Origin of the sequence: Aquabacter albus, from assembly GCF_040049275.1 — a bacterium.
Lineage (GTDB): Bacteria > Pseudomonadota > Alphaproteobacteria > Rhizobiales > Xanthobacteraceae > Aquabacter.
This window is the reverse complement of sequence record NZ_JBDZDT010000012.1, coordinates 107,923-129,410: the sequence shown is the minus strand read 5'-3', so window position 1 is coordinate 129,410 and position 21,488 is coordinate 107,923. Positions and strand designations below refer to the sequence as shown.

Annotated in this window: 12 protein-coding genes and 1 pseudogene; 6 read left to right on the top strand and 7 right to left on the bottom strand. The window is 64.3% G+C overall.

The features are described from left to right. Positions 1–39 precede the first annotated feature (39 nt). A complete protein-coding gene (locus ABLE91_RS25900; RefSeq protein ID WP_348935432.1) occupies positions 40–510 on the bottom strand; it encodes a Ros/MucR family transcriptional regulator in 471 nt (156 codons plus the stop codon). 413 nt (positions 511–923) lie between these two features. Here ABLE91_RS25900 and ABLE91_RS25895 point away from each other — a divergent pair, with 413 nt between their 5' ends. Further along, positions 924–2,162, top strand: coding sequence for an MFS transporter (locus tag ABLE91_RS25895; RefSeq protein ID WP_348935431.1), 1,239 nt, complete (start codon positions 924–926; stop codon positions 2,160–2,162). After that, entirely contained in the window at positions 2,159–3,373 is a 1,215-nt protein-coding gene (locus ABLE91_RS25890; protein WP_348935430.1) for an amidohydrolase, read from the top strand. The genes ABLE91_RS25895 and ABLE91_RS25890 overlap by 4 nt, the downstream gene beginning before the upstream one ends. 214 nt (positions 3,374–3,587) lie before the next feature. On the opposite strand, the gene ABLE91_RS25885 is transcribed toward ABLE91_RS25890, so the two are convergent. The 3 genes from ABLE91_RS25885 to ABLE91_RS25875 all read right to left on the bottom strand — a co-directional run bounded on the left by ABLE91_RS25885 (position 3,588) and on the right by ABLE91_RS25875 (position 11,719). Further along, positions 3,588–5,204, bottom strand: a complete 1,617-nt coding sequence (locus ABLE91_RS25885) for an FAD-dependent oxidoreductase (RefSeq protein ID WP_348935429.1) — start codon at positions 5,202–5,204, stop codon at positions 3,588–3,590. 135 nt (positions 5,205–5,339) lie between these two features. After that, a protein-coding gene (locus tag ABLE91_RS25880; protein WP_348935428.1) for an IS5 family transposase occupies positions 5,340–6,094 on the bottom strand; the annotation gives its coding sequence in 2 pieces (ribosomal slippage) (positions 5,340–5,761 and positions 5,761–6,094; 756 coding nt in all). 615 nt (positions 6,095–6,709) lie between these two features. After that, on the bottom strand, positions 6,710–11,719 hold the full coding sequence (locus ABLE91_RS25875) for an autotransporter domain-containing protein (protein ID WP_348935427.1): 5,010 nt from the start codon (positions 11,717–11,719) through the stop codon (positions 6,710–6,712). Positions 11,720–12,004: 285 nt separating this feature from the next. Between ABLE91_RS25875 and ABLE91_RS25870 the strand changes: the two genes are divergently transcribed. After that, the gene (locus ABLE91_RS25870) at positions 12,005–12,340 is read left to right on the top strand and encodes a hypothetical protein (protein WP_348935426.1); all 336 of its coding nucleotides are present in this window, start codon (positions 12,005–12,007) and stop codon (positions 12,338–12,340) included. 268 nt (positions 12,341–12,608) lie between these two features. Here the strand turns inward: ABLE91_RS25870 and ABLE91_RS25865 are convergent, their stop codons facing one another. Then, positions 12,609–13,502: a helix-turn-helix transcriptional regulator gene (locus ABLE91_RS25865; RefSeq protein WP_348935425.1), complete on the bottom strand. Its 894-nt coding sequence runs from the start codon at positions 13,500–13,502 to the stop codon at positions 12,609–12,611. Positions 13,503–13,782: 280 nt separating this feature from the next. Here ABLE91_RS25865 and ABLE91_RS25860 point away from each other — a divergent pair, with 280 nt between their 5' ends. Continuing rightward, positions 13,783–14,367 carry a DsbA family protein gene (locus tag ABLE91_RS25860; RefSeq protein ID WP_348935424.1) on the top strand — a complete coding sequence of 195 codons (585 nt, stop codon included), beginning with the start codon at positions 13,783–13,785 and terminating at the stop codon, positions 14,365–14,367. A gap of 139 nt (positions 14,368–14,506) precedes the next feature. Here ABLE91_RS25860 and ABLE91_RS25855 read toward each other — a convergent pair. Further along, positions 14,507–15,509: pseudogene (locus tag ABLE91_RS25855) on the bottom strand (3'-5' exonuclease); the annotation flags it as partial. 553 nt (positions 15,510–16,062) lie between these two features. Between ABLE91_RS25855 and ABLE91_RS25850 the strand changes: the two are divergent. Beyond that, on the top strand, positions 16,063–17,436 hold the full coding sequence (locus tag ABLE91_RS25850) for an MFS transporter (protein WP_348935423.1): 1,374 nt from the start codon (positions 16,063–16,065) through the stop codon (positions 17,434–17,436). Here ABLE91_RS25850 and ABLE91_RS25845 read toward each other — a convergent pair. Continuing rightward, entirely contained in the window at positions 17,433–19,562 is a 2,130-nt protein-coding gene (locus tag ABLE91_RS25845; RefSeq protein ID WP_348935422.1) for an AfsR/SARP family transcriptional regulator, read from the bottom strand. The genes ABLE91_RS25850 and ABLE91_RS25845 overlap by 4 nt on opposite strands. A gap of 436 nt (positions 19,563–19,998) precedes the next feature. Between ABLE91_RS25845 and ABLE91_RS25840 the strand changes: the two genes are divergently transcribed. After that, entirely contained in the window at positions 19,999–21,450 is a 1,452-nt protein-coding gene (locus tag ABLE91_RS25840; protein ID WP_348935421.1) for an amidase, read from the top strand. Positions 21,451–21,488: the final 38 nt, after the last annotated feature.

The following is a 21,488-nucleotide window of genomic DNA, read 5'->3' as shown; positions in this document are numbered from 1 at the left end:
GAAGAGGCGCAGGCGATGCACTGCGTCCCCCTCACTTCCTCAAGATGCCTTGGTGCGTTTCGGGGCTGTCTTTTTCGCGGCAACCGCTTTCTTCCGCTGCTGACCTAGGCCCATCTGCTTCGCCAGCTCGGAACGAGCCGCTGCGTAGCTTGGCGCCACCATGGGATAGTCCGCCGGCAAGCCCCATTTGGCTCGATATTGCTCCGGCGTCAGATCGTAGGTCGTCCGAAGATGCCTCTTCAGCGACTTGAATTTCTTTCCGTCTTCCAGGCAGACGATGAAGTCCGGTGTCACCGACTTCCTGATCGGAACAGCCGGCTGAAGCGGAACGGTCGGCGCCTCTTGTCCGGTCTGGCTCTTAGCTATGCCAATGAGCGCAGCGTAGACACTTCCGATGAGTCCCGCGAGATCAGCCTGAGCCACTGAGTTGTTGGTAACAAATGTGGAGACGATATCGGCGGACAGTTCAATAAAGTTCGGTGCATCTGAATTCTTGGGCTGTTCGTCCATCGCGATCCTCCTCCGTACGGGATGTAAGAGCTTGTGCCGATTGAAATCGACAACGCAAGCGTTGACTTACATCGACCCCCCGTCGCGTCGCTAATTGTTTTTAAGCCCACGTAATGGGTCCGAAAACGACCCTAGACGGTTGATATGCTCTCAGAATTCGCGTCCGGGATGGTTGGGTGCTTCAATCTGAACAACCACCATAAATGAGGGAGACATCCCCCCGCGTCACCATGGACGCGGCTAATAATCGACGATACGTTGAATATTGAGAAGTAATTGCCCGCCTCCATGACGTAACGGTGCATCTGCTCGCCCGCGCCGGGATAACAATTAGTATGGTCGAAACACTTTCTGAATCCCCTATTGCCCAAAACGCGACGCCAGCCGAAAGGCGAACCACCAAGAAGGCCCTGGTGGCAGCCATCATCGGCAACGCGCTCGAAATTTACGATTTCACGGTCTATGCCATCTATGCGGTGATCATCGGTCGCCTGTTCTTCCCGTTGCAATCCGAGTTTGGGCAATTGCTGTTGTCCGTGTCGGTCTTTGGCATCGGCTTCATCATGCGCCCCCTCGGCGCCATCGTGCTCGGCGCATACGCGGACCGCGCCGGGCGGAAGGCGGCCCTCACGCTCACTATCCTCATGATGGCGCTCGGGACAGGCATGCTTGCCATTACTCCCACCTATGAGGCCATCGGCATCGCGGCGCCATTCATCGTCGTCGCAGCGCGTCTGTTGCAGGGCTTTTCGGCGGGCGGCGAACTGGGGGCCGCGACCACCTTCCTGCTGGAGATGGCGCCGCCCAAACAGCGCGGCTATTTCGCAAGCTGGCAGAGCGCGAGCCAGGGCCTTGCCATCTTCGTTGCGGGATTGATCGGCTACATTCTCTCAGTTTCGCTAACGCCCGAGGCGCTGAATTCCTGGGGCTGGAGGCTCGCCTTCCTCGTCGGCCTCCTGATCGCACCGGTCGGGCTCTATATCCGCTCCCAGGTGGACGAGACCATGGATCTGAGCGCCGCCCACACCACTTCGCTCGCGGTCATCAGGAACCTGTTTCGGGACCATTGGTACGACGTGCTGATCTGCACGGGAATGATTACCGGCGGCACCATCTCCGTCTATATCGTCAGCAACTACATGACGACCTATGCGGTGACCGCGCTGCACCTGCCGACGTCCACCGGAATGCTGGCGACGCTGACAGCCGGCATTTTCGGCCTCTTCGCTGCAGTCGCCGGCGGCATCCTCTCCGACCGGTACGGCCGCCGCCTCCTGATGATCGCCCCGCTGGTGGCGCTGATCCTGGCGATCTATCCCGCCTTCCTCATCATCACCAAGTTCGGCACCATGTGGGCGCTCGTGTCCATGGTGGCGGTGCTCACCACGCTCAGGGCCATGGGCAGCGCCGTGGTTCTGGTGAAGCTCGCCGAAGGCTTTCCCGCCGCGATACGCAGTTCCGGCGTGGCGCTCGCTTACGCGCTCGGCGTCACCATTTTCGGCGGCAGCGCCCAGTCCATCATCACCTGGCTCATCCGCGTCACCGGCGATCCAATGGCGCCGTCCTGGTATCTCATCGCCGCGAACGTGGTAACTCTGATCTCCATCCTGCTGCTGCGTGAGCACAAAAACCAAATAGGAGCGGCCCCATGACCGATCCGGTCCTCGCTGAAATCGACACGTTCGTGCCGGAGCTCGTCGCCATCCGGCGCGACATCCATGGCCATCCCGAGACCGGCTTCGAGGAGGTGCGCACCAGCGCACTCGTGGCGAAGACCCTGCGCAGCTATGGCCTGGAGGTGACGGACGGCATCGCCGAGACCGGCGTGATCGCAACCCTGAAGGGATCGCGACCGGGCCAGCGCGCCATAGCGCTGCGCGCCGACATGGACGCGCTGAACATCGCCGAGAAGACCGGCGCTCCCTATGCCTCCTCCATCCCCGGCAAGATGCATGCGTGCGGCCATGACGGCCACACCGCCATGCTGCTCGGCGCGGCGCGCTATCTCTCGCGGCACCCCGACTTCGGCGGCACCGTACATTTCATCTTCCAGCCGGCGGAAGAGGGCCTCGGCGGCGCGCGGCGCATGATCGAGGAGAAGGTGCTGGAGCGTTTTCCCTTCGACGCCATCTACGGCCTCCACAACAAGCCGGGCATCCCGGTGGGCCGGTTCGCCACCCGGGTCGGCCCCATGCTGGCCGCCGCGGACAGCTGGGTGGTGACCTTCAAGGGCACGGGCGGACACGGCGGGTCCGGCGCGCATTTCGCCACCGACCCGACCATTCCCCTCGCGCACTTCACGCTGGCGCTGCAGGCCATCATCGGCCGCAACGTGCCCGCGCTGGAGACCGCCGTCATCAGCATCGGCCACATCTCCGCCGGCCTGCCCGGCGCCTACAACATCATCCCTTCGGAAATCCGCGTGGAGGGGACCGCCCGCAGCTACCTGCCGGCTATCCGAGACCTACTGGAACGGCGCATCGGCGAGGTGGCCAACGCCCATGCGGCCGCCTCCGGCTGCACAGCCGTCTATGACTATGACCGCCGCTATCCCCCGCTCATCAACCATCCCGAAGCGGTGGCCCAGGCCATTGCCGCGGCGCAGGCGGTGGTAGGGGAAGCTGCGGTGGACGGCAACACCACGCCCATCACGGCAGGCGAGGACCTTGCCTTCTTCCTGGAGCGGCGGCCCGGCGTGCACATGATGATCGGCAATGGCATCAGCGCGGACGGCAAGTTCCATAACCTCCATACGCCGCTCTATAATTTCAACGACGAGATCATCCCGCTCGGGGTCCGCTACTGGGTCAGCGTCGTGGAGAAGGAGCTCGGCGGGAAGGACGCTGTGGTGCAGGCGGCCTGAGCCGCTTGCTGAGCGCTCGCATCAAACGGATCGGCTTCGGTGCGTCACGCGGCCTTTCAGCGCCACATGCTGCGCATACGGGCCCTGACGTCGATACGGACATTCCGAGCGTCGGCCTGTGCCGGCGTCTCCCGGCTTGCGGAGGGCCACGTTACCTGCTCGAACTGGCCCCGCAGGGTCTTCGGGATAAACCGGGTCCGAGAGCCTCCGTGGGTTACCGGTTCAGGAACTCCCAGACCTTTGAGATGACGACCGAGCCCTCTCCAACGGCTGAGGCGACGCGTTTGATCGACCCTGACCGCACATCGCCAACCGCGAAAATACCGGGTCGGGATGTTGCGTAGGGCGAGTCGCCACCAGTTGCATCGCCGGTCCGTATGAAACCTTTGTCATCAAGGTCGACGAGCCCTGAGAGCCAATGGGTATTCGGCGCGGCCCCGACCATCACGAACACTGCGCAAGCCGTGATGGAACGCTCTGTCCCGTTACGCACGTGGCGGACGGTCACCGCATGAAGTTTATCGTCACCGTGCAGGGCAGTGACTTCGGCCCCGTATTCGATCGTGATGGCGGGGTCCGCCTCCAGGCGGCTGGACAGGTAGTTCGACATCGAGGCGGCCAGTGACGATCCCCGCACGAGCAAGCGCACGTGGGTCGCGGCCCGGCAGAGAAACATCGCGGCCTGCCCCGCCGAGTTGCCCCCGCCGATGACAATGGTCTCGGCGCCCCGACAATAGCGCGCCTCGTTCTCGGTCGCGGCGTAATAGACCCCTGCCCCTTCGAACTCAGCAAGCCTGTGGATCGAAAGGCGCCGGTACTGCACGCCCGTTGCCACCACGACCGCACGCGAGCGGACGCGCTGGCCATTCTCGAAGGTGCCGCAGAACTGGCCGTCCTCGAGCGTCTCCAGCCGCACCACGCGCCGCGGCGTTGCGAACTGCGTCCCGAACTTCATGGCCTGGACCTCGCCCCGCCAGACCAGATCGGCACCCGAAATGCCTGTCGGAAAGCCCATGTAATTTTCGATCCGGCTGGACGTGCCCGCCTGGCCGCCGATCGCTACGTCCTCCACCACCAGCGCCCGCAGCCCTTCGGCGCCGGCGTAGACGCCGGCGGCGACACCGGCCGGCCCGCCTCCAACGATCAGGAGATCGAAATCCTGATCCTCCGAGAAATCCCGGCTGAGACCGAGCAGCCCGGCAACCCTTTCGGGCGACGGCGGATCGACGACAATGTCGCGCCCGAAGATCACTGCCGGTCGCACGGGAACGATGGCGGCGCTCCCGGCCGTGGCCTCGGCCTCCGGGCTTCCGAGCGCCAGCGAGGTGTGCGGGATCTTATTCCGGCTTGCGAATTCGGCCACCCGCCGGACCTCGCGATCGACGTCCTCGCCGATCAACACTAGCGAGCTCTCCCGCCCCTCCAAATGGCGGCGACGGCGCGCGGCCAGCACCGTTATGACGATGTCCGACATCTCCGGGATCTCCGACATCAGCCGGAGCATTTCGATGCGAGGGACTTCGATCACACGCGTCTTGATCGTGGCGCGCATCGGCATCGTCCAGTTGCCGCCACTGAGAAGCGAGATCTCCGCCATGAACTGGGTCGGCCCGATTGTTGAAGGCACGAGGCGCTCACCGGTGAAGGCGTTCACCACCTCGATTTCCCCTTCCTCTACATAGGTGAAGCGGTCCACCGGCTGCCCGGGGCGCGCCAGAAAGTCACCAGGTTCGTAGTGGACGATGCCGCCGGCGCGCCGCAGCGTCTCGACGTGAGAGGGCGCAAGAGGGACCCGTTGCATCTCCCGCAGGTCGCGTCCGATCGCCTCCATGCTGCGCCTCCTATAGCCTTGCGCAGCCTGCCATCAGGCTACCTTTCCGCGCGGCTATACTAGCGGCGTGGCCGACCTCCGTCTCCCCGTTCCGTCTCCCCGTAGCGGGGTTGATCTAGGCTCAGGACTCACTAATCAGAGCCAGAAGATGACTGTGGCTGCGATGCATATGGCTGAGAAGAAGGTGTGGGCGCAGCGGTCGTAGCGGGTGGCGATCCGGCGCCAGTCCTTGAGCTTCGCGAAAAGATTCTCGACCTTATGCCTCTGGCGGTAGAGGACCTTGTCGTAGGCAAAGGGCCGCTTGCGGCTGCGCGATGAGTGAATGCAGGGCGCGATACCCTTGGCGGCGAGCGCGCCCCGGAACCAGGCGCTGTCGTAACCCCGGTCGGCGATCAGGCTGGCAGCCGGTGGCAAGGCATTGAGGACCAGGCGAGCCCCCTTATGGTCGCTCATCTGGCCTTCCGAGAGCAGCATGATAATCGGCCGGGCCTCGCCGTCACAGACGGTGTGGAGCTTGGAGTTCAATCCGCCTTTGGTGCGCCCGATACGGCGGGGAACAGCCCCTTTTTGAGCAGACTCGCCGCCGTCCGGTGGGCCTTCAGATGCGTGGCGTCGATCATGATCCGCTCGGGTCTCGGCCCTTCGCCGGCGAGGCTGGCGAAGATGCGGTCGAACACCCCAAGCCGGCTCCAGCGGATGAAACGGTTGTACAGCGTCTTGTGCGGAACGTAGTCCTTCGGCGCATCTTTCCACTGCAGCCCATTGCGGATCACGTAGACAATCCCGCTTACCACCCGCCGGTCATCGACCCGCGGCACCCCATGGGCCAAGGGAAAGAACGGCGAGATCCGCGCCATCTGCCGCTCGCTCAGCAGGAACACATCACCCATCACAGCCTCCTAAACGGAGGCTGTGAATCACATCTCAATCCCAATTAATAGGTCCTGAGCCTAGCCGTTCGCCATGCCTTCCATTCCGTCCCCGGCGCCCGACATGCCGATGACAAGGCACCCGCGCCCGAGGTGGCGGCCATCCGCTTTCTCGGCAACGCTTTGAACATTGTTGACGTCCGCTTAGCTGGCTCGTGAGGGTCGCGTCAGCAGCGGGATTTGGCGAATTGCTGGAAGTCGAACCTCAATTTTTTAAAGGTGGAGGGGACCACGACGCGAATTGCAGAGCCCTCCGGGGAAAAACGCAAAGCGTACGTCGGATTCATCCGTCGAACTTGACCAGGTCCTTAAAGATCAGTTGACCCCAGCTATTTCCGCGCGAACCACCGTCCACCGCGCGAAAGCGTGATCGCCGATCATAATTAGACAAAAATCTGCCTCCGGGTCCGCGCCAATTCGAGACCCTCGCTTTCTCGCCAAGTAGCGGAGCTTGTTCGGGAGCTTCCACGATCAATTCTCTTTGAGGTGAAGGGAATCGAATCTGCCGGATACGCCACTGTCAAAGATTGGCCCGTCGCCCGGAACCGGAGGTTTCGCGTTTTTCCAAAGGATCTCTCAGAACCTCAGGGTGAAGCTGCCTTTGACCATGTTGCTGGTGTCGGTCTCGGCGAGCTGGCCGGCATAGAAGATGGAGAGCGAGGCGTTGGCCGAAAACGCCATGTCGAGCCCTGCCTCGATGAGGGCCGCATCGTTGGCGGTGGGAACCCCGGAGACGGTGAAGGGGGCCGTGCCGGGGCCGAAGGCGAACAAGGTCTCGGGCGTCGTGTCACCGAAGGCGTGCTGCCAAGCCAGCGTGCCCTTGAAGGCCGTGGGGATGGTGCCGAGGGCGAACGGCACGCTGATGCGGGCGCCGAGCGTGGAATAGGTCACCCCCTCGCTCGCCCCGGAGGAGGTCAGCGCGGCCGGGCCGCCGATCTCGGTGAAGTCGCTCATGTCCACGTTCACATAAGCGAGGCCCGCGAACGGTTCCACATTCACCTGGGCAAAGCTGAGCCCATAGCCCACTTCTCCGAACACCTGGCCGGTGCGGGCCGAAGTGTTGGCGGAAAGCGCATTGAAGAAGCCGGGGAAGACCATGCTGCGGTCCGCGCTGATGTCCGCCCAGCTATAGGCCCCGCCGAAGCGCAGCCCGAGCGACCCGAAGCTCGTCCCGCCATAGACCGCTACATGGGCGTTGTCGCTGGAGAAGGAGGAGGAGCGGGCATCCACCTGGTAGCTGGAGGCGGAATAGCCCGCGGCAAAGCCGAGCCGCCAGTCACCCAGGCCGGGGGAGAAGGTGCGGTCATAGCCCACGAACACGCCTGACGTGTTGCCCGAGATGGTGGCGGCATTGCCGTTGCCGTCGATCTGACCCCAGGCGCCGAAGCCCTGGGCCCAGAAGGCGTTGGGCGTGCCGGGCAGCTCCACCACATCGCTGCCGGCACTGAACGGGCCGGCAGCAGCCTTGGCGGCATAGGCGAGCGGCGCGTTCGCAGGCGCCGCCACCGGCACCCGCGCCCGGTCCAGCACCGCCCGGCGCAGGATCAGGCTCTCATTCTGGAAGATCGACAGGGCCGAGGGATAGACCTCGCCGTCGAGCGCGTTGAAGGCCTGCTGGGCGCCGGCGACGCTCGTCTGTGACACCACGGCATTGTAGAGCGCATTGCCCTGCCCGAGGGCCTCCACCGCGCCCGCGGTGGCGACCTGGTTCGCCGTCACCGCCACGTTGGGGAACGAGACCTGGTTGCGCACCACGTTCAAGGTGACGTCGGTGGGGGCGTAGGAGAGCGCGAGGTTGATGAAGGGCAGGTCCTGCGTGAGCGGCCCGAACGTGCCCGCCACACCGCCCTGGGCGGTGAGGATGGTGTAGCTGGTCCCCGGCAGGTAGCTGCCCGGCGCCTTGGTCACCGAGACGGTGGCCCCGTTCAGCGTGGCGCTGCCGGTGACGGCGATCCGGTCCGACTGGCCCTGGGGATTGATCTCCACCGCATAGGTGGATCCGGACGCGAAGGTGAGCGGGCCGTTCACCGTCAGCGTGCCGATGGAATTGCCCGGCGCGATGGTGCCGCCGGAGGCGATGGTGGTCGCCCCCACCGTGCCATTGCCCTTCAGCGTGCCGCCGGAGAGCACGTTGACGCTGCCGCCGAGGGTGCCGTTCACCGACAGGGTGCCTGTGACACTGGTGGTGCCCGCGAAGGCCGAGCTGTCGCCGGTGAGGGTGAGAAGGCCGCCGCCGGTATAGGCAATGTTGCCCGACCCACTCAGCGAGCCGGAGGCTATAGCGCTACCCGAGGCGAGGTCGAAGGTGACATTGCCACCCAGAACCAGAGCATTGGCGACGCTGATGCCGCTGGCGAAGCCCAGGGCGGTGCCGCCGGAGAGGGAGACCGCCCCCGTGCCCGCCGCCGTCGAGCTCCCGAGAACGAGCATACCGGAGGATACTGTCGTGCCTCCGGCATAGCTATTTGCGCCGGTGAGGATCAGCGTTCCCGGCCCCGTCTGCGCCAGCCCGCCCGGACCGGAAATGGTGCCGCCCGCGGTCAGCGTCGTGCCGCCGGCCACGGCGAGGGCACCGGTGCCGTTGAGCGTCACGCTGCGGCTGGTGGTGAAGCTCGCCGTGGTCGCGAGGGTGCCGCCATTGAAGGTCAGCCCGCCGGAAGCGGCACCGAGATTGGCGTCGGAGGAGACGGAGAGCACGCCGGCATTGATGGTGGTGCCGCCGGCATAGGAGTTGTTCCCCGAGAGCACGATGGTGCCCGCGCCGGTCTTCACCAGCCCGCCCGCACCAGCGATGGAGGCGGCGATGGTCGCCGAGAGCGACGGGTCGATGCGCACCTCGGTGGGATTGATCACCACCAGCGCGCCCGGGCCTTGGAGCGTATAGCCGCCGGTGGCGAACTGGAGGCCCTCCACCTGCTGGTTCGAGACTAGGGTGACCGTGCCGCCGGCCGGGCCGGCGAACACCGCCGTGAGGATCGGCCCAGCGTACGCCGCGGTGCCGATCTGATTGGTCCAGTTGGTGGTGGTGGTGCCCCAGATGCCCGAGCCGCCATTGACGATTCCGTTCGGCGTGGTGACGGAACCATTCCAGAACTGCAAGCTGTTATAGGTGGTGAGGAGGTTCACCTGCCCCGGAGTGCTGGTGCTGACCGTGAACGCATAGCCCGCCGGAACCGCGCCGAGCTGAAGGCCGCCATTGCTCGACATGCTGCCATAGGTGATCAGGGTATAGGCGCCGGTGCCGAAGCCCGCTTGCGGGTCGATGTTCAGCACACCATTGAGAGCGAGGCTGTTGGTGAGATTGACGAGGTCGTTGACCCCGGCGCCGACGACGCCCGGCGTGCCGAGCTGATAATCGAGCTGCGAGGTGGGATTGAGCGTGAGCGAGCCCACGGTGAGCGTGCCGGGGCTGCTGCCCGGCGCGAGGACGCCGCCATTGGCAATGGTGACCGCGCCGGCGATGCTTCCCGAGCCGCCCAGCACTGCGCCGCTGCCGACGCTGACCGCGGTGTTCCCGAGCGAACCCTCCACCAAGAGCGTGCCGCCGGTCACGGTGGTGGCGCCGATATAGGCGCTCGTGCCCGACAGCGTCAGGACACCGGAACCCGCTTTGCTGAGGGTGCCGGTTCCAGAGATGTTGGCGGCCAGCGTGAGGCTCTGGGTAAGATCAAAGTTGGCAACCACCTCGCCTGCGTTAGCGATGGTCGGGACGGTGAGTGTGCCGGCAGTGCCGCCCGTGCCCAGATTGAGCACGCCGAGGCTGCTGATCTCCACGGCCGCAGCCGTCACCGCCCCGCCGGCGGTTATTGTGAGCACACCGAGTTCATCGCCACAGCCGCAATCCGTCTTGCCGATGAGAAGCGGACCGCCGGCCACCACCCAGGTGGAGCCGCTTCCCGTCACCGTAGCGGTGGGCGTGAATGGGCCGACGGTGGCAAATCCGGCGATGGCCGCGCCAGCGTTGCTGGTCATGGTGGCGCCGCCGCTGATGGTGAGGCGGCTGTCGGCGAACATCGTCGAGATTTCCGTGGGGCCTTCGACGGTGACGGAGGACCCTGCGCCGTTGACGGTCATGTTGCCAGCAAACAGCAGCGCTGAAGCCTGCAATGTGGCGCCGGCAAGGACGTTGAGGGTGCCCTCGACAATGACCCCTGGACTGAACAAGGGATCTCCCACGTCCACAACGGAGGCCCCCGCCCCGGTGATCGTCAGATGGCCGCAGTCGCAGATTGCCAGGCCGTCGATGGTGCTGGCGCCGGTCAATGTCAGAGAGCCTCCATCGAGGGTCAGGCCACCGCCGGTGATGGCGCCAGCGAACGTCGTGGAGACCGTAGGATCAGCCAAGCCCACGCTGAGCAAAGCGGCCGAATCTATTGTCACATTGCCGCTGCCTGCCAGCGAACCGATGGCTTCAATGTCGATGATTTCCAGCGTCGCGCCCGAAGCCACGGTCACCTGCGTGGTATCCGGAAGCGCCAAGCCACCTTCGACAGCCAAGCGGCCGGCATTGATGGTGGTGGGCCCGCCATAGCTATTGAAGCCGGACAGCGTGAGCGAGCCGGCGCCCTGCTTGGTGATGCCGCCGCCGCTGCCGCCGTCGGACAGTGCCGTGGCGAAGGTGACGTCATTGCCATTGGTGTCGAACACCGCGCCGCCGGCGCCGATGGCATTCAGCTTGTTAGAAATGTCGGTGGTGTTTCCCGTCGCCCATTGCAGGCCGCCGCCATTGAGCGTGATGTTGTTGGAGCCGAAATTGTTCACATCGCTGAAATTGATGAGACCGCCGGTCACCGTTGTGCCACTGCTATAGGTGTTCGTGCCGGAGAGAATGGTGACGCCGGTCCCGGCCTGATTGACATGACCCGTGCCGCTGATATTGGCCGCGAAGGTGTAGGAGCCGTTCGACTGGTTGAAATTGATGGTGCCGTCATTGGTCAGTGAGGTCAGGCCGGCGATCGGACCGGCGGTGGATGCCCCCGGAGTGGCACCGCCGATATTCAGGGTGCTGCCGGCGTTGATCACAAAGCTTGCGCCGCTCCCAAATGTCAGGGAACCGCTGAGATTCAGCGTGCCGGAACCTCCCAGGCCGCCGGCCGTTGTCGTTCCGCTCTGACCATTGGCGCCGCCGATGACGAGGCTTCCACCGCTGCCGATGGCAATGGACGAGGCGGCGTCGACCGAAACCGTGCCGACACCACCGCTGCCGCCGACAGCGCCACCGTTCCAACCACCGCCACCGGCACTGCCGCCGATCAGAAGGGTTTCCGAAACCGCAAGCGCGCCGCCGTTGATGATCGTCAGCGTGCCAGCGCCACCAGCGCCGCCGACACCGAAGCCGCCGGCGCCGCCGCCAGCACCGCCGACCAGGATCGAGTTGTTCACAGTCAGCGTGACGCCGACGCCGCTCACATTAAGAAGGCCGGCTGTGCCCGCCCCGCCAGCCCCGTTCCAGCTACCGCCACCGCCGCCGCCGCCAATGCCCACGAAGTCATAGGTCCGGCTCGAGGTTACCTCGCCTGTGCTCGCGCCAGCCGCGCCGAAGCCGGGCGTCTTGCCGGAAATATCTGCACCGGAGAGATCAACCACCCGGCCGCCGCCCCCGCCGCCGTCGCCCCATGCAGCTCCGCCGCCGCCATAGAGACTGCCAGCGCCGCCGCCCGATCCGGAGCCATTTTCTCCGACTCCGCTGCCGGCACCCGCAATGCCACCAGGGCTACCATCGCCGCTTGTACCACCGGCACCACCAATCGCCCCGCCTCCGCCCGCGGCGTCGGCGTAACCACCACCACCACCGACACCGCCGTTGCCTCCGGATTGGGGACCGCTTGTCCCTCCGGAGCCACCGACCGCGCCGCTTCCGCCATCGCCCCCATGAGAGCCCACGACGGCTCCGCCACCGCCACCAACACCGCCGCCGCCGCCGCCGGCCTGCCCGCCGATGCCGCCGCCGCCGCCGCCAATTCCACCACCACCACCGCCGCCGCTCGACGCCTGAGCAGCGCCGCCGTTTCCGCCGGCTCCGATCAGCAGGCTCTCCGCGTGAACGGTTCCCGCCACCAGCACCAAGGCCAGGATGGAAACACCCGCCAACGCTCCCCGGCGCCGCGCGTCAGCTCGCGTGAAAACCAGTCCCATGATTTCCTGCCCCCTATGCCCTGCAACCGCGCGACGGCTGCATGCGCGCGGTTGTCGATCGAGATCCAGTAGCTCGATGTATCACGGCGGAAGTCCGCGGCGTGTTCGCACGAACTAGGAATATGCGTAACTTCAATGGGAAGGGAGGCGTCATCATACCGTCATTTGGTTTGTTGCGCACCGAACCGCCCGTTCGAAGCCCCGTTATGCGGCAGTGTTCCACCGAGCCCACTTTCTCCGGCGCAAGGAAGCCCCTGCGTCAGAATCGCAAGCCGGAAAGATAGGCGCGGAGTTTTCGCCCCTCCTATCCTCTAAATAGAGGAGGCGCCGGACGGCAGGATCATCCGCCGCTGTTGAGCCACAGGCTCATCAGTTCGGCGCGGCTGCGGACGCCGAACTTGCGGAAGATCGCCGTCACATGCTGATGGGCCGTGGAGGTGGCGATGCCCTTCCGGCGGGCGATCTCCTTTTCCGACGCCTTGGAGAGCAGCAGCTGCAGCACCTCGCACTCGGTGGAGGTCAAGGGCGTGGACGCCATCAGCAATCCGCTGCCCAGCAGCAGCTGCCGGTGGAACCATTTGATGCCGCGCAGCGCATAGGCGAGGAGTGCGATCTCCTCGTCGCGAAAGGTCCTCGCCGAATAGAAGCCGCAATGGGACTCGCAGTCGTCGTTGAGGGGAAAGGCGACGAAGACGGCATCATGGGTGCCGACCGAACCGTAGTGGTGGGCATAAAAATCTGATTCGAACCATTCGGCCGGCAATTCCCGGCGGAACGAGTAGGTGCGGAACGTGCCGACGCCGCGCATCGGCAGCAGCAGAAAGGAGGGGTCGATCTCGCGCCGGTCCCAGACGCGGCGAATCTCCTTGAAATGCCCCTCGTCCGGGTGAGGTTCGATGGCGCGCAACGCCTGCACCGCGCCGACGCGCCAGCCCTGAAGCGGATCGTCCGCATCGCCGCCATCGAAGCGTATGGCGCCGGCCCAGGTCGCGTTCCAGGCCTCCACCAGACCGCAGAGCTGCGCCATCAAATACGCGCAGGCGCGATCCGGCTGACTGGCTTGGAAATCGGAGAGGTCGTCCCACAGGCAATGTATGTCTTCGGTCTGCATGGCGCCTTTCTTAAGCGCGAGCGGATCGGCCCATGAAGGCATAGGCCGACCCGGCACAGGACGATCTCCATGGCAGGCCTTCACGCTGTCCAGTCCGCAAGTGGTTCCGGGAAGCGATGCCACGCTTCGCCGCCTAGTCACGGATGGCGCCGGTGTCCTAGGCCCTGTCGGCGAGAAGGATGCTCGCCGGATGCGAGACGGGCCAGCAACTCGCGCCCCACCGGCGCATCGCCGGTGTGACTGCCGGCGCAAGTGCGGGTCGCCTTAAGCCGCCCTTAAGGCACGAGGGCAACATCGCGATTCAGCCGCCGCCTGCATTGGAACAACGCCTCCGAAGGAGATCGATCGTATGCCCTCCCTCTCTCGCCGAGCGACACTGGCAATGCTTTCGGGGACGCTCGTGATGAGCCAGACAAGACTTTTGTCCGCGCAGTCGCGGCAAATGAACGTTTTGACGGCGCTGTATGACGACCCTGATTCACCAAGAGGTGGAAACCCGCAAGGTGACGTCACTATTGTTGCTTTCTTGGACTATAATTGTCCGTTTTGTAAGAAATCCGCCCCGGACCTTGCGCGCGCAGTTAAGCAAGACAGTGGTATTCGTGTCATCTATAAGGATTGGCCAGTTCTTACATCGACGTCACGATTTGGCGCCCAGTTGGCTTTAGCGTCAAACTATCAGGGACGGTACGAAGACGCTCACCGAGCGCTTATGCAGGTTCCGGGTTTTGACGTTCCCAAGGACAAGATGGTGGAGGCAATTCGAAGCGCTGGGCTGGACATGTCCAAGATCGCATCGGATACCGTGACGCACGCTGCTGACATTGACGCGGCCATAAAGCGCAATCTAGCGATCGGTGATGCGTTGGGATTTCGGGGCACGCCAGTCTACCTCGTTGGGCCTTTCCAGGCCTCGACGCTCAATCCAGCGGGCTTCAAGGAAGCGGTGGCGGCAGCGCGGTATGAGATCATGAAAAAGCCGGACTAATCGCGGCATGTCCGGGACGGGGAAAACGCGTTGCGGCGAGCGGCTCCTACCATCTCTGCTCCGAATCGTACGCTGTGCGGGCGAGACAGAGCGAGAGTCGGCGCCAATGCACCTTCAAGCAACTCCCGCTCCGGCCGCACTACCGCCACATCTTTCGCATGCGGGCGCCAACATCGATGCGGGCGTTCCGTGCGGCAGCCTGGCTTGCGTCTCCCGGCCGGCGATCGGCCAGGTCGCGTGGTCGAAATGCCCGAGCAGGGATTTCGGGATGAAGCGCGTCCGGGATGCGTAGACGTGGCGGTCACCCAGCGCCGCCTGGCCGTGCGTGAAGAAGCGCTGCGGGACTACGAGGTGCAGACTGTCCCTCGCCCGCGTCATGCCGACGTAGAGCAGGCGCCGCTCCTCTTCGATCTCGTCAACGTGCCCAACTCCTAGGTCGGAGGGAATGCCTGTCGACGACGTTTAGGATGAACACCGACTTCCATTCCTGCCCCCTTGGCGGAGTGGAGGGTCGATAGGATCAGGTAGTCCTCGTCGAGGGTCGGCACGCCGGCTTGGTCGCTGGTCGCGTCGGGGGGATCGAGCGTGAGCTCGGTGAGGAAGCGCTCCTGCGACGGGTAGCCGGACGCGATCTGCTCAAGCTGGATCAGATCGGCCAATCTCGTGCAGCATCCTCGTAGATGCGCTTGAGGTGCGGCTCGTACCAACGCCTGACTGCTTCCATCTCCGCTGGCCAACCAACATCGTTGGCGCTGACTTGGCGAAGCATGGAGACGAAATTTGTCCAATCCTCCCCGGCCAGCGCCGGTGGCGGGACCGCGGCGAGCGCTTCCATCGGATTGGAATGGGCCGCCATGGCATCGAGCGCGCGCTGGGCGGAGGCTGGACCGACGCCTGGGAGCAGCTGCATGACCCGAAAACCAGCAACGCGGTCGCGGATTCTGCACGAGGCGCAGCGATGCCAGCATGTCCTTCACGTGCGCGGCGTCGAGGAACTTCAGCCCGCCGAACTTGACGAATGGGATGTTGCGCCGGGTGAGCTCGACCTCGAGGGGCGCGCTATGGCTGGACGTCCGGAAGAGGGCGGCCTGCTGCTTCAGCGCCATCCCCTCTTCGCGATTCTCCAGTTCGGGGGTGACTAGTCCGGCGACCGGCATCCTTATGGCCCAAGGGAATTTCTTCGGATCTCCGCGACATCGGACCGAGCATGTGTGCCGGGCGCCCATCGCCCGGCAACGCTGTCGATGGTTGGTACCCAAGCTTCGATCTCGTCGTGGGATGATGACCACGGTAGCCGTATCTGGGCCATCTGCCCAAGATGTCGTTGGGAGCACACCCTTTACATCTGTCGAAGATGCAACGGCAGGCCGCACGCTTCAGGTCCCCAGCTCCGTCCTTCGTCAGGCGGATCCCCTCGAACTGCAGCACATGACCGTCTACTCAGCCGGTATCGCGACCAGTGCGCGGCAGCACAAAGCCAGGGCGTGAGTAGATCCATCCTCGCCGGCGCCAGCCGCCAGTGCTGGAGAGAATAGCCCTTATCCCATTCGGCAGCCGAGCCATGCACGCAGCTGTTGCGTGGCAAGGCGCCGCCATTGCCTTTCAAAAAATTTCGCTTGATTGTCTGGCCCAGCGGCGCAGGCGCGGGTGGAGACCTCCGAACTCCCCAGCACCCGTCAATAGGATTCGAGACACGTGAGCCAGCCCGAGATTACCGAACAGCCGAGCGGGACCTATCGGGCAAGCGCTCCCTCCGGCGGGCCACTGAATGCGCGCGTGAAACACCGATGGCGATCTCTGGCGGTCCTAACCGCCATGCTCGGCATGAACAATGCCGAGGGCGGCATACTCGTGATCCTGTTCCCGGCCATCCGGGCAAGCCTCGGCCTTTCGCTGACCGACCTTGGCGTGTTGACGGCCGGCGCAAAGGTGAGCGGCGCGATCTTCAGCCCGCTCTGGGCGTGGCTGGCACGGCGGTGGAACCGCAAGGCGGTCTTGTTTGCCGCTGCTGGCCTCTGGGGCGTCTGGGGCATCGGCGCCGGTTTTGCCGACAGCTTCGCCACCCTGCTCGTCTTCTATTGCGTCCTGGCAGCCGGCTATGCCGGTGTGGTGCCGATCATCACTGCCATTCTCGCGGACCTGTTCGACGATGCGACGCGCGGTCGGGCGGTCGGGTATCTCTATGGCGCCCTAAGTCTCATCGCCTCGGTGCTTGGTCCAGCACTCGGGCAGCTTTCTGGCATCGAGAACGGCTGGCGCATTGGGCTCTGGACAGTGGGATCGCTCAACATCGCGATAGGTTTCCTCGTTTTCGCGGTCTTCCGTGACCCCGGGCTCGGCGCTTCGGACACAGCCAACGCCAGCCGGAACACCCACACGGACGTCTCGGTACCGCATGCGCTCGCCGCCCTGTTCCGGATCCGTAGCTTCAACATCATGTTGCTCTCGCGGCTGCTATCCGGTCAGCTCCTGCTTGTGGGTTTCGGGGTGGTATATCTCACCGAGGTCTACGGTTTTTCGAACCAGGTGGCTGCCCTGGTTCTCGGGCCATTCGGCCTCGGTTATTTCCTAGGTGCCGTCGGTGGGGCGATGGTCGTCGACCGCATGCACAGGAGATGGCCGGGCACGGGGCGCGTCCTCTTCTTTCAGGCGGCACAGTTTCTATTCGCCGCTATCGCTTACTTTGGCACTCAGTTCGATTGGGGCCGGATCTCTATCTTCATGGCCTTCTGGTTCCTGATGGGTCTCACGATGGGGGTGAATCCCGGCGTCAACAGGCCGATCGTCATGGCGGTCGTGCCGCCGGCGCTGCGCACCCTCGCTTTCGCCATCTTGGTGGCGATTGTCGAATCCCTCACCTGGGCTCTGTACAACCTCGGCGCCGGCTGGCTGGGGGACATATACGGGCTCAAACCTGTATTTCTTGCGGTACTGGTGGGCGCTATGCTCGCCAATGGGATCGTGGTCACCTTGCTTTATGGAACCTACGCGCGCGACGTCGAAGCCATGCCTGAGCGCGGCGCGCGGCGCTCCCAAGCATTGGTTCTGGGTGAGGGGACGGCCAGCTAGGCGTGCAGAGACTGCGTCGGGAACGATGCAGGCCAGGTGATTTCCGGGGCGATGATGCTAAGTCGACCCGCACGCAGGATGGTCACGGGATCCCGCGCATCTTGAGCCGACAGAAGGCTGACGCATTCCGATTTGACCCGCGCATGGGTGCGTCGGCGCATGTCTTCGATCGCCTCCAGCCGTATGCCCGGGAGAAGCTGACCATGATAAAGCTTCAGGGTGGCATCGAGTGCGTCCAGCCGGCGCGCCATCGGCGCCGCCGCATCGGCAACGGCATCGAGCGAGAGGTGCAGGTCTCTAAGATCGGTCCGCACATGGTCCACATTGAGTCCCACGTGGTCGTTCTCGTGCCGGATGCTCTTTGAGCCGATGAGGAGGCGTAACCGGTAGATCGTGGTGCGCAGCGCATGCATTGCCCTGTCTCCATCGAGCTTCGGCCACAGCCAATCCGCTAATGCCTCCTGCGGAAAGTCCTGGGTTTGCGCGAGCAGATGCCACAGAAGCTCCAGCGGCTTGCGCGGCGCCTTTCCCTCCGGCGTCTCGAGCCGCTTACCATCGACATGAATTTCGAACCCGCCCAGGGAACGGATGCGCACCGGATAGGGCCATGTCTCATGAACCGCGCCCTTGCGCGGTGGCGCGAGCCGCCATAGCGCGATCAGCCGGCGGGTCTCCGCCCCCGCCCCCAGTGCCAAGGCGTCGTTGGCGAGTTCCGCGATGGCTTCGCGCTGCATTCCGGTGATCTGCCGCCAGCCTAGCCGCAAAGCGATCTCGACCATGGCCTGCCATGAGGCAGCGAAGTCCTCCCGGCGCCCCTGAACATGGGCCAGGACGGTCTCGGCGAAAACGGCCTGTATCCGAAAATTGGCGTTATCGGTGCGTTCCGCGGTCTGCCGCACATCTTCGATATGGGCCAGAGCTCGGTCGTCACCCTTCATGGCGAGCGCTCTCGCTAGCACCATGGCCTGATGCCCGGCCTGCTGCGGCCCTCCATATCGCTCGGCGTACTCGTGCCCATGCATTGCTTCGGCGATGGCTTTGTCCGGGTTGGACCTGCACAGTGCCACCACGGCCCGTAAATAATGAGCGCCGAGCAGGTCGGCGCGCCTCCACCTCTCCGGGGCACTCGCCACGTAGCGCGTGATGGCGGCCTCTGCCCGACCGAACTCGGCCGCATCGGCATAGGCTTGCGCCACCACCCAGAATGCATTGGAAAGCCGGTGATTGACGCCACGCTGCTCTGCGAAGGTAACGGCAGCGTCGGTCAGCTCTTGCAGCCGGTCCAGCGCGCCGTCGCGATAGGCAAAGGACAGGGCTCCGTAATACCAGGTCATGATCGCCAATGGTGGCATGTCGCCCCGGCGCGCGAGCACCTCCAGGCCTTCCAGATAGGGCCGCGCGGCCGTCAGGTTACCGCGCCACCAGATCAGGTAGTTCATCAAGGCACTGCCAAATAGCAGCTGGGACCCCGGCGTCAGCCGCGGCAGCAAGGTCTCGATCTGTATGCGGGCGGCTTCGATCTGAGGGTGTGTGGGCCAGCCGAGGAGCATCGCCATGCAGCGCACCAGGGTCAGGCGCTGCTCCAGAGCTGCCGGCAGTCCTCTAAGGCGGGGCCGCACACGATCGATCTCTTCGATGAGCGGCGGTAGTTCTCGATAATCCGACCATTCGGAGAGCGTCGCGTGCACCTCACCGGAAAGCGCCAGCACATACTCGACCGGCGCCTCGTCCGGTGAGAGGGCTCGGCGGATTTCGCCCAGCAGATCGCGTACGGCTGCCGGCTCGTGGGGCAAACGGGCGAACGCCGACCAGATCGCGAACAACGGGCGGTCGCGCTTCTCCGGCGGCAACATAAGAATGCTGTCACGCAGGTCCTGATTACGGCCTGAGTAGAGCAGCGTGTTGAGCCAATCCAGCACAAGGGCTGCCTCCGCAGGCACGGCGCCTGCGTCGAGCGCGAGGACCCCGGCGGAGGTGAAGCCCAGGCGTGCCATGCGCTGCGCACCCGCCTGTAGATCGGCCTCATTCTCGAGCCCAAGCCGGTCGTGGCGCGCAGCCTCGGCCTCGGCGGCGTCTACCGGCTTTCCAGCCGCGTCGTGGCTGCCGTGCGCCTTGAATGCGCTCATGATCGTAGATCCCCCCAATGATGGGCTCCCGCACTACACGGAATGTGGCGGATCACGCCAGACGCCAGATTTCCAGATGTATCGGAGGCAGCAGGCGGTATCGTTCAGAAGGCATATAATACCGCCCTATATTCTTGCGGCGTGTCATCGATGAAGATCGCACGCTTCATGAGTTGAATCCGTGACAAGCCGCGCAAGCCCGTTCACTTATAGTGTCCTTCTTGGCGATTATGCACCGCTCATTCGCCGGTTTCGCAGGCACCCGCCCCGGCTTTTGCGTCGCCATGGCCGGACGGCGTCGACACAATAGATATTCCCGTGGACCACAGGGGGCGGGGCATCAGCGCGGCTTTTACTGACGATTGCTCATGTCTCCGCTCCGCCCTTGTGCGGACATTGGCGTTGATGGAAGGACAGCATTGCAATGACGGGACGGATGGAACTTCCTGTATCGCTCGTGATGGCCGATCTGCAGAGTCTCGCGGAAGCCATTCGCACGCGGGCTGTTTCCTGTGTCGAGGTAATGAGCGCCTACCTCGATCAGATCGAAGAGTTCAACCCCAAGATCAATGCAATCGTCGCACTGCAACCGCGCGATGTACTTCTTCGCGAAGCTGGGGGACGCGACGCCGAGATTGCACGCGGCCAGTATCGCGGCTGGATGCACGGGCTCCCCTGGGCGGTAAAGGATCTCGCCGTCACCAAGGGGATCAGGACCACATTTGGCTCGCCACTGTTCAAGGACTACATCCCGACCGAAGACGGCCTTATGGTGAGCCGCCTGAGAAAAGCCGGTGTTGTCATCGTCGGCAAGACCAACGTGCCCGAGTTTGGTTGCGGCTCGCAAACCTACAACACCGTCTACGGCGTCACCGGCAACGCCTATGACCCCACCAAGACCGCGGGCGGCTCAAGCGGCGGCGCCGCATCGGCCATCGCGCTGCGCATGCTGCCGGCCGCTGACGGCAGCGACATGGCGGGATCGCTGCGCAATCCGGCTGCATTCAACAATATCTATGGCCTGCGCCCCTCTTTCGGTCGCGTGCCGCTCGGGCCTACTGACGACGTCTTCCTCCAAAACCTCGTCTATGAAGGGCCACTGGGCCGCACCCCGCGGGACGTCGCCATGCTGCTCTCTGCGCAGGCAGGTTACGATCCCCGTTCCCCCCTTTCCATCACGCAAGATATGGCGTCGTTCACGGCACCACTCGACCGGGATTTCAAGGGTGCGCGTCTCGGCTGGGTTGGGGATTGCAGCGGCGAGCTGCCGATCGAGCCGGAGGTGCTGGAGGTGTGCCGATCAGCACTCGCGAGCTTCGAGGCAATCGGCTGCATTGTGGAAGATATACCCCTCGGCTTCTCCACCGAGCGTCTGTGGAAGAGCTGGCTTGCGCTGCGAAGTGTATGGGCGGCTGGCCATCTCATCGATACCTATAAGGATCCGGCGCAACGCCCGCTGATAAAGCCGGAAATCCAATGGGAAATCGAAACCGCCCTCGGCGTCTCGGGCATCGATGTCTACAACGCTGGCGTCGTGCGTTCCGAATTCTATCTCCACGTGCTGAAGCTGTTTGAAACCTACGACTATCTGCTCGCACCGACAGCGCAGGTCTTCCCGTTCGACAAGACCACCCACTGGCCAACTGAAATCTGCGGGCGGAAGACGGACGCCTATACGCGCTGGATGGAGACGGCCATCATCTGGTCATTGGCCGGCGGTCCGGCCATCAGCGTTCCCGCCGGTTTCGGAAAATCCGGCCTGCCCATGGGCCTCCAGATCATCGGCCGCAACCACGCGGAGTTCGCCGTGTTCCAGCTCGCCCACGCCTATCACGAAGCCACCCGCTGGAGCGAGGAGGTCCTTCCGCCACTCCTCCGGGAGGTTTGAATACGTGGATTGTTCCGCCGGCCGCATGAGGTGCGGCG

Excerpts from the sequence above, each read along its gene's own strand:
- ABLE91_RS25900 (WP_348935432.1), bottom strand. The coding sequence starts at position 510 with ATGGACGAACAGCCCAAGAATTCAGATGCACCGAACTTTATTGAACTG.
- ABLE91_RS25890 (WP_348935430.1), top strand. The coding sequence starts at position 2,159 with ATGACCGATCCGGTCCTCGCTGAAATCGACACGTTCGTGCCGGAGCTC.
- ABLE91_RS25885 (WP_348935429.1), bottom strand. The coding sequence starts at position 5,204 with ATGGAGGCGATCGGACGCGACCTGCGGGAGATGCAACGGGTCCCTCTT.
- ABLE91_RS25870 (WP_348935426.1), top strand. The coding sequence starts at position 12,005 with ATGAGAGCCCACGACGGCTCCGCCACCGCCACCAACACCGCCGCCGCC.
- ABLE91_RS25860 (WP_348935424.1), top strand. The coding sequence starts at position 13,783 with ATGAGCCAGACAAGACTTTTGTCCGCGCAGTCGCGGCAAATGAACGTT.
- ABLE91_RS25845 (WP_348935422.1), bottom strand. The coding sequence starts at position 19,562 with ATGAGCGCATTCAAGGCGCACGGCAGCCACGACGCGGCTGGAAAGCCG.
- ABLE91_RS25840 (WP_348935421.1), top strand. The coding sequence starts at position 19,999 with ATGGAACTTCCTGTATCGCTCGTGATGGCCGATCTGCAGAGTCTCGCG.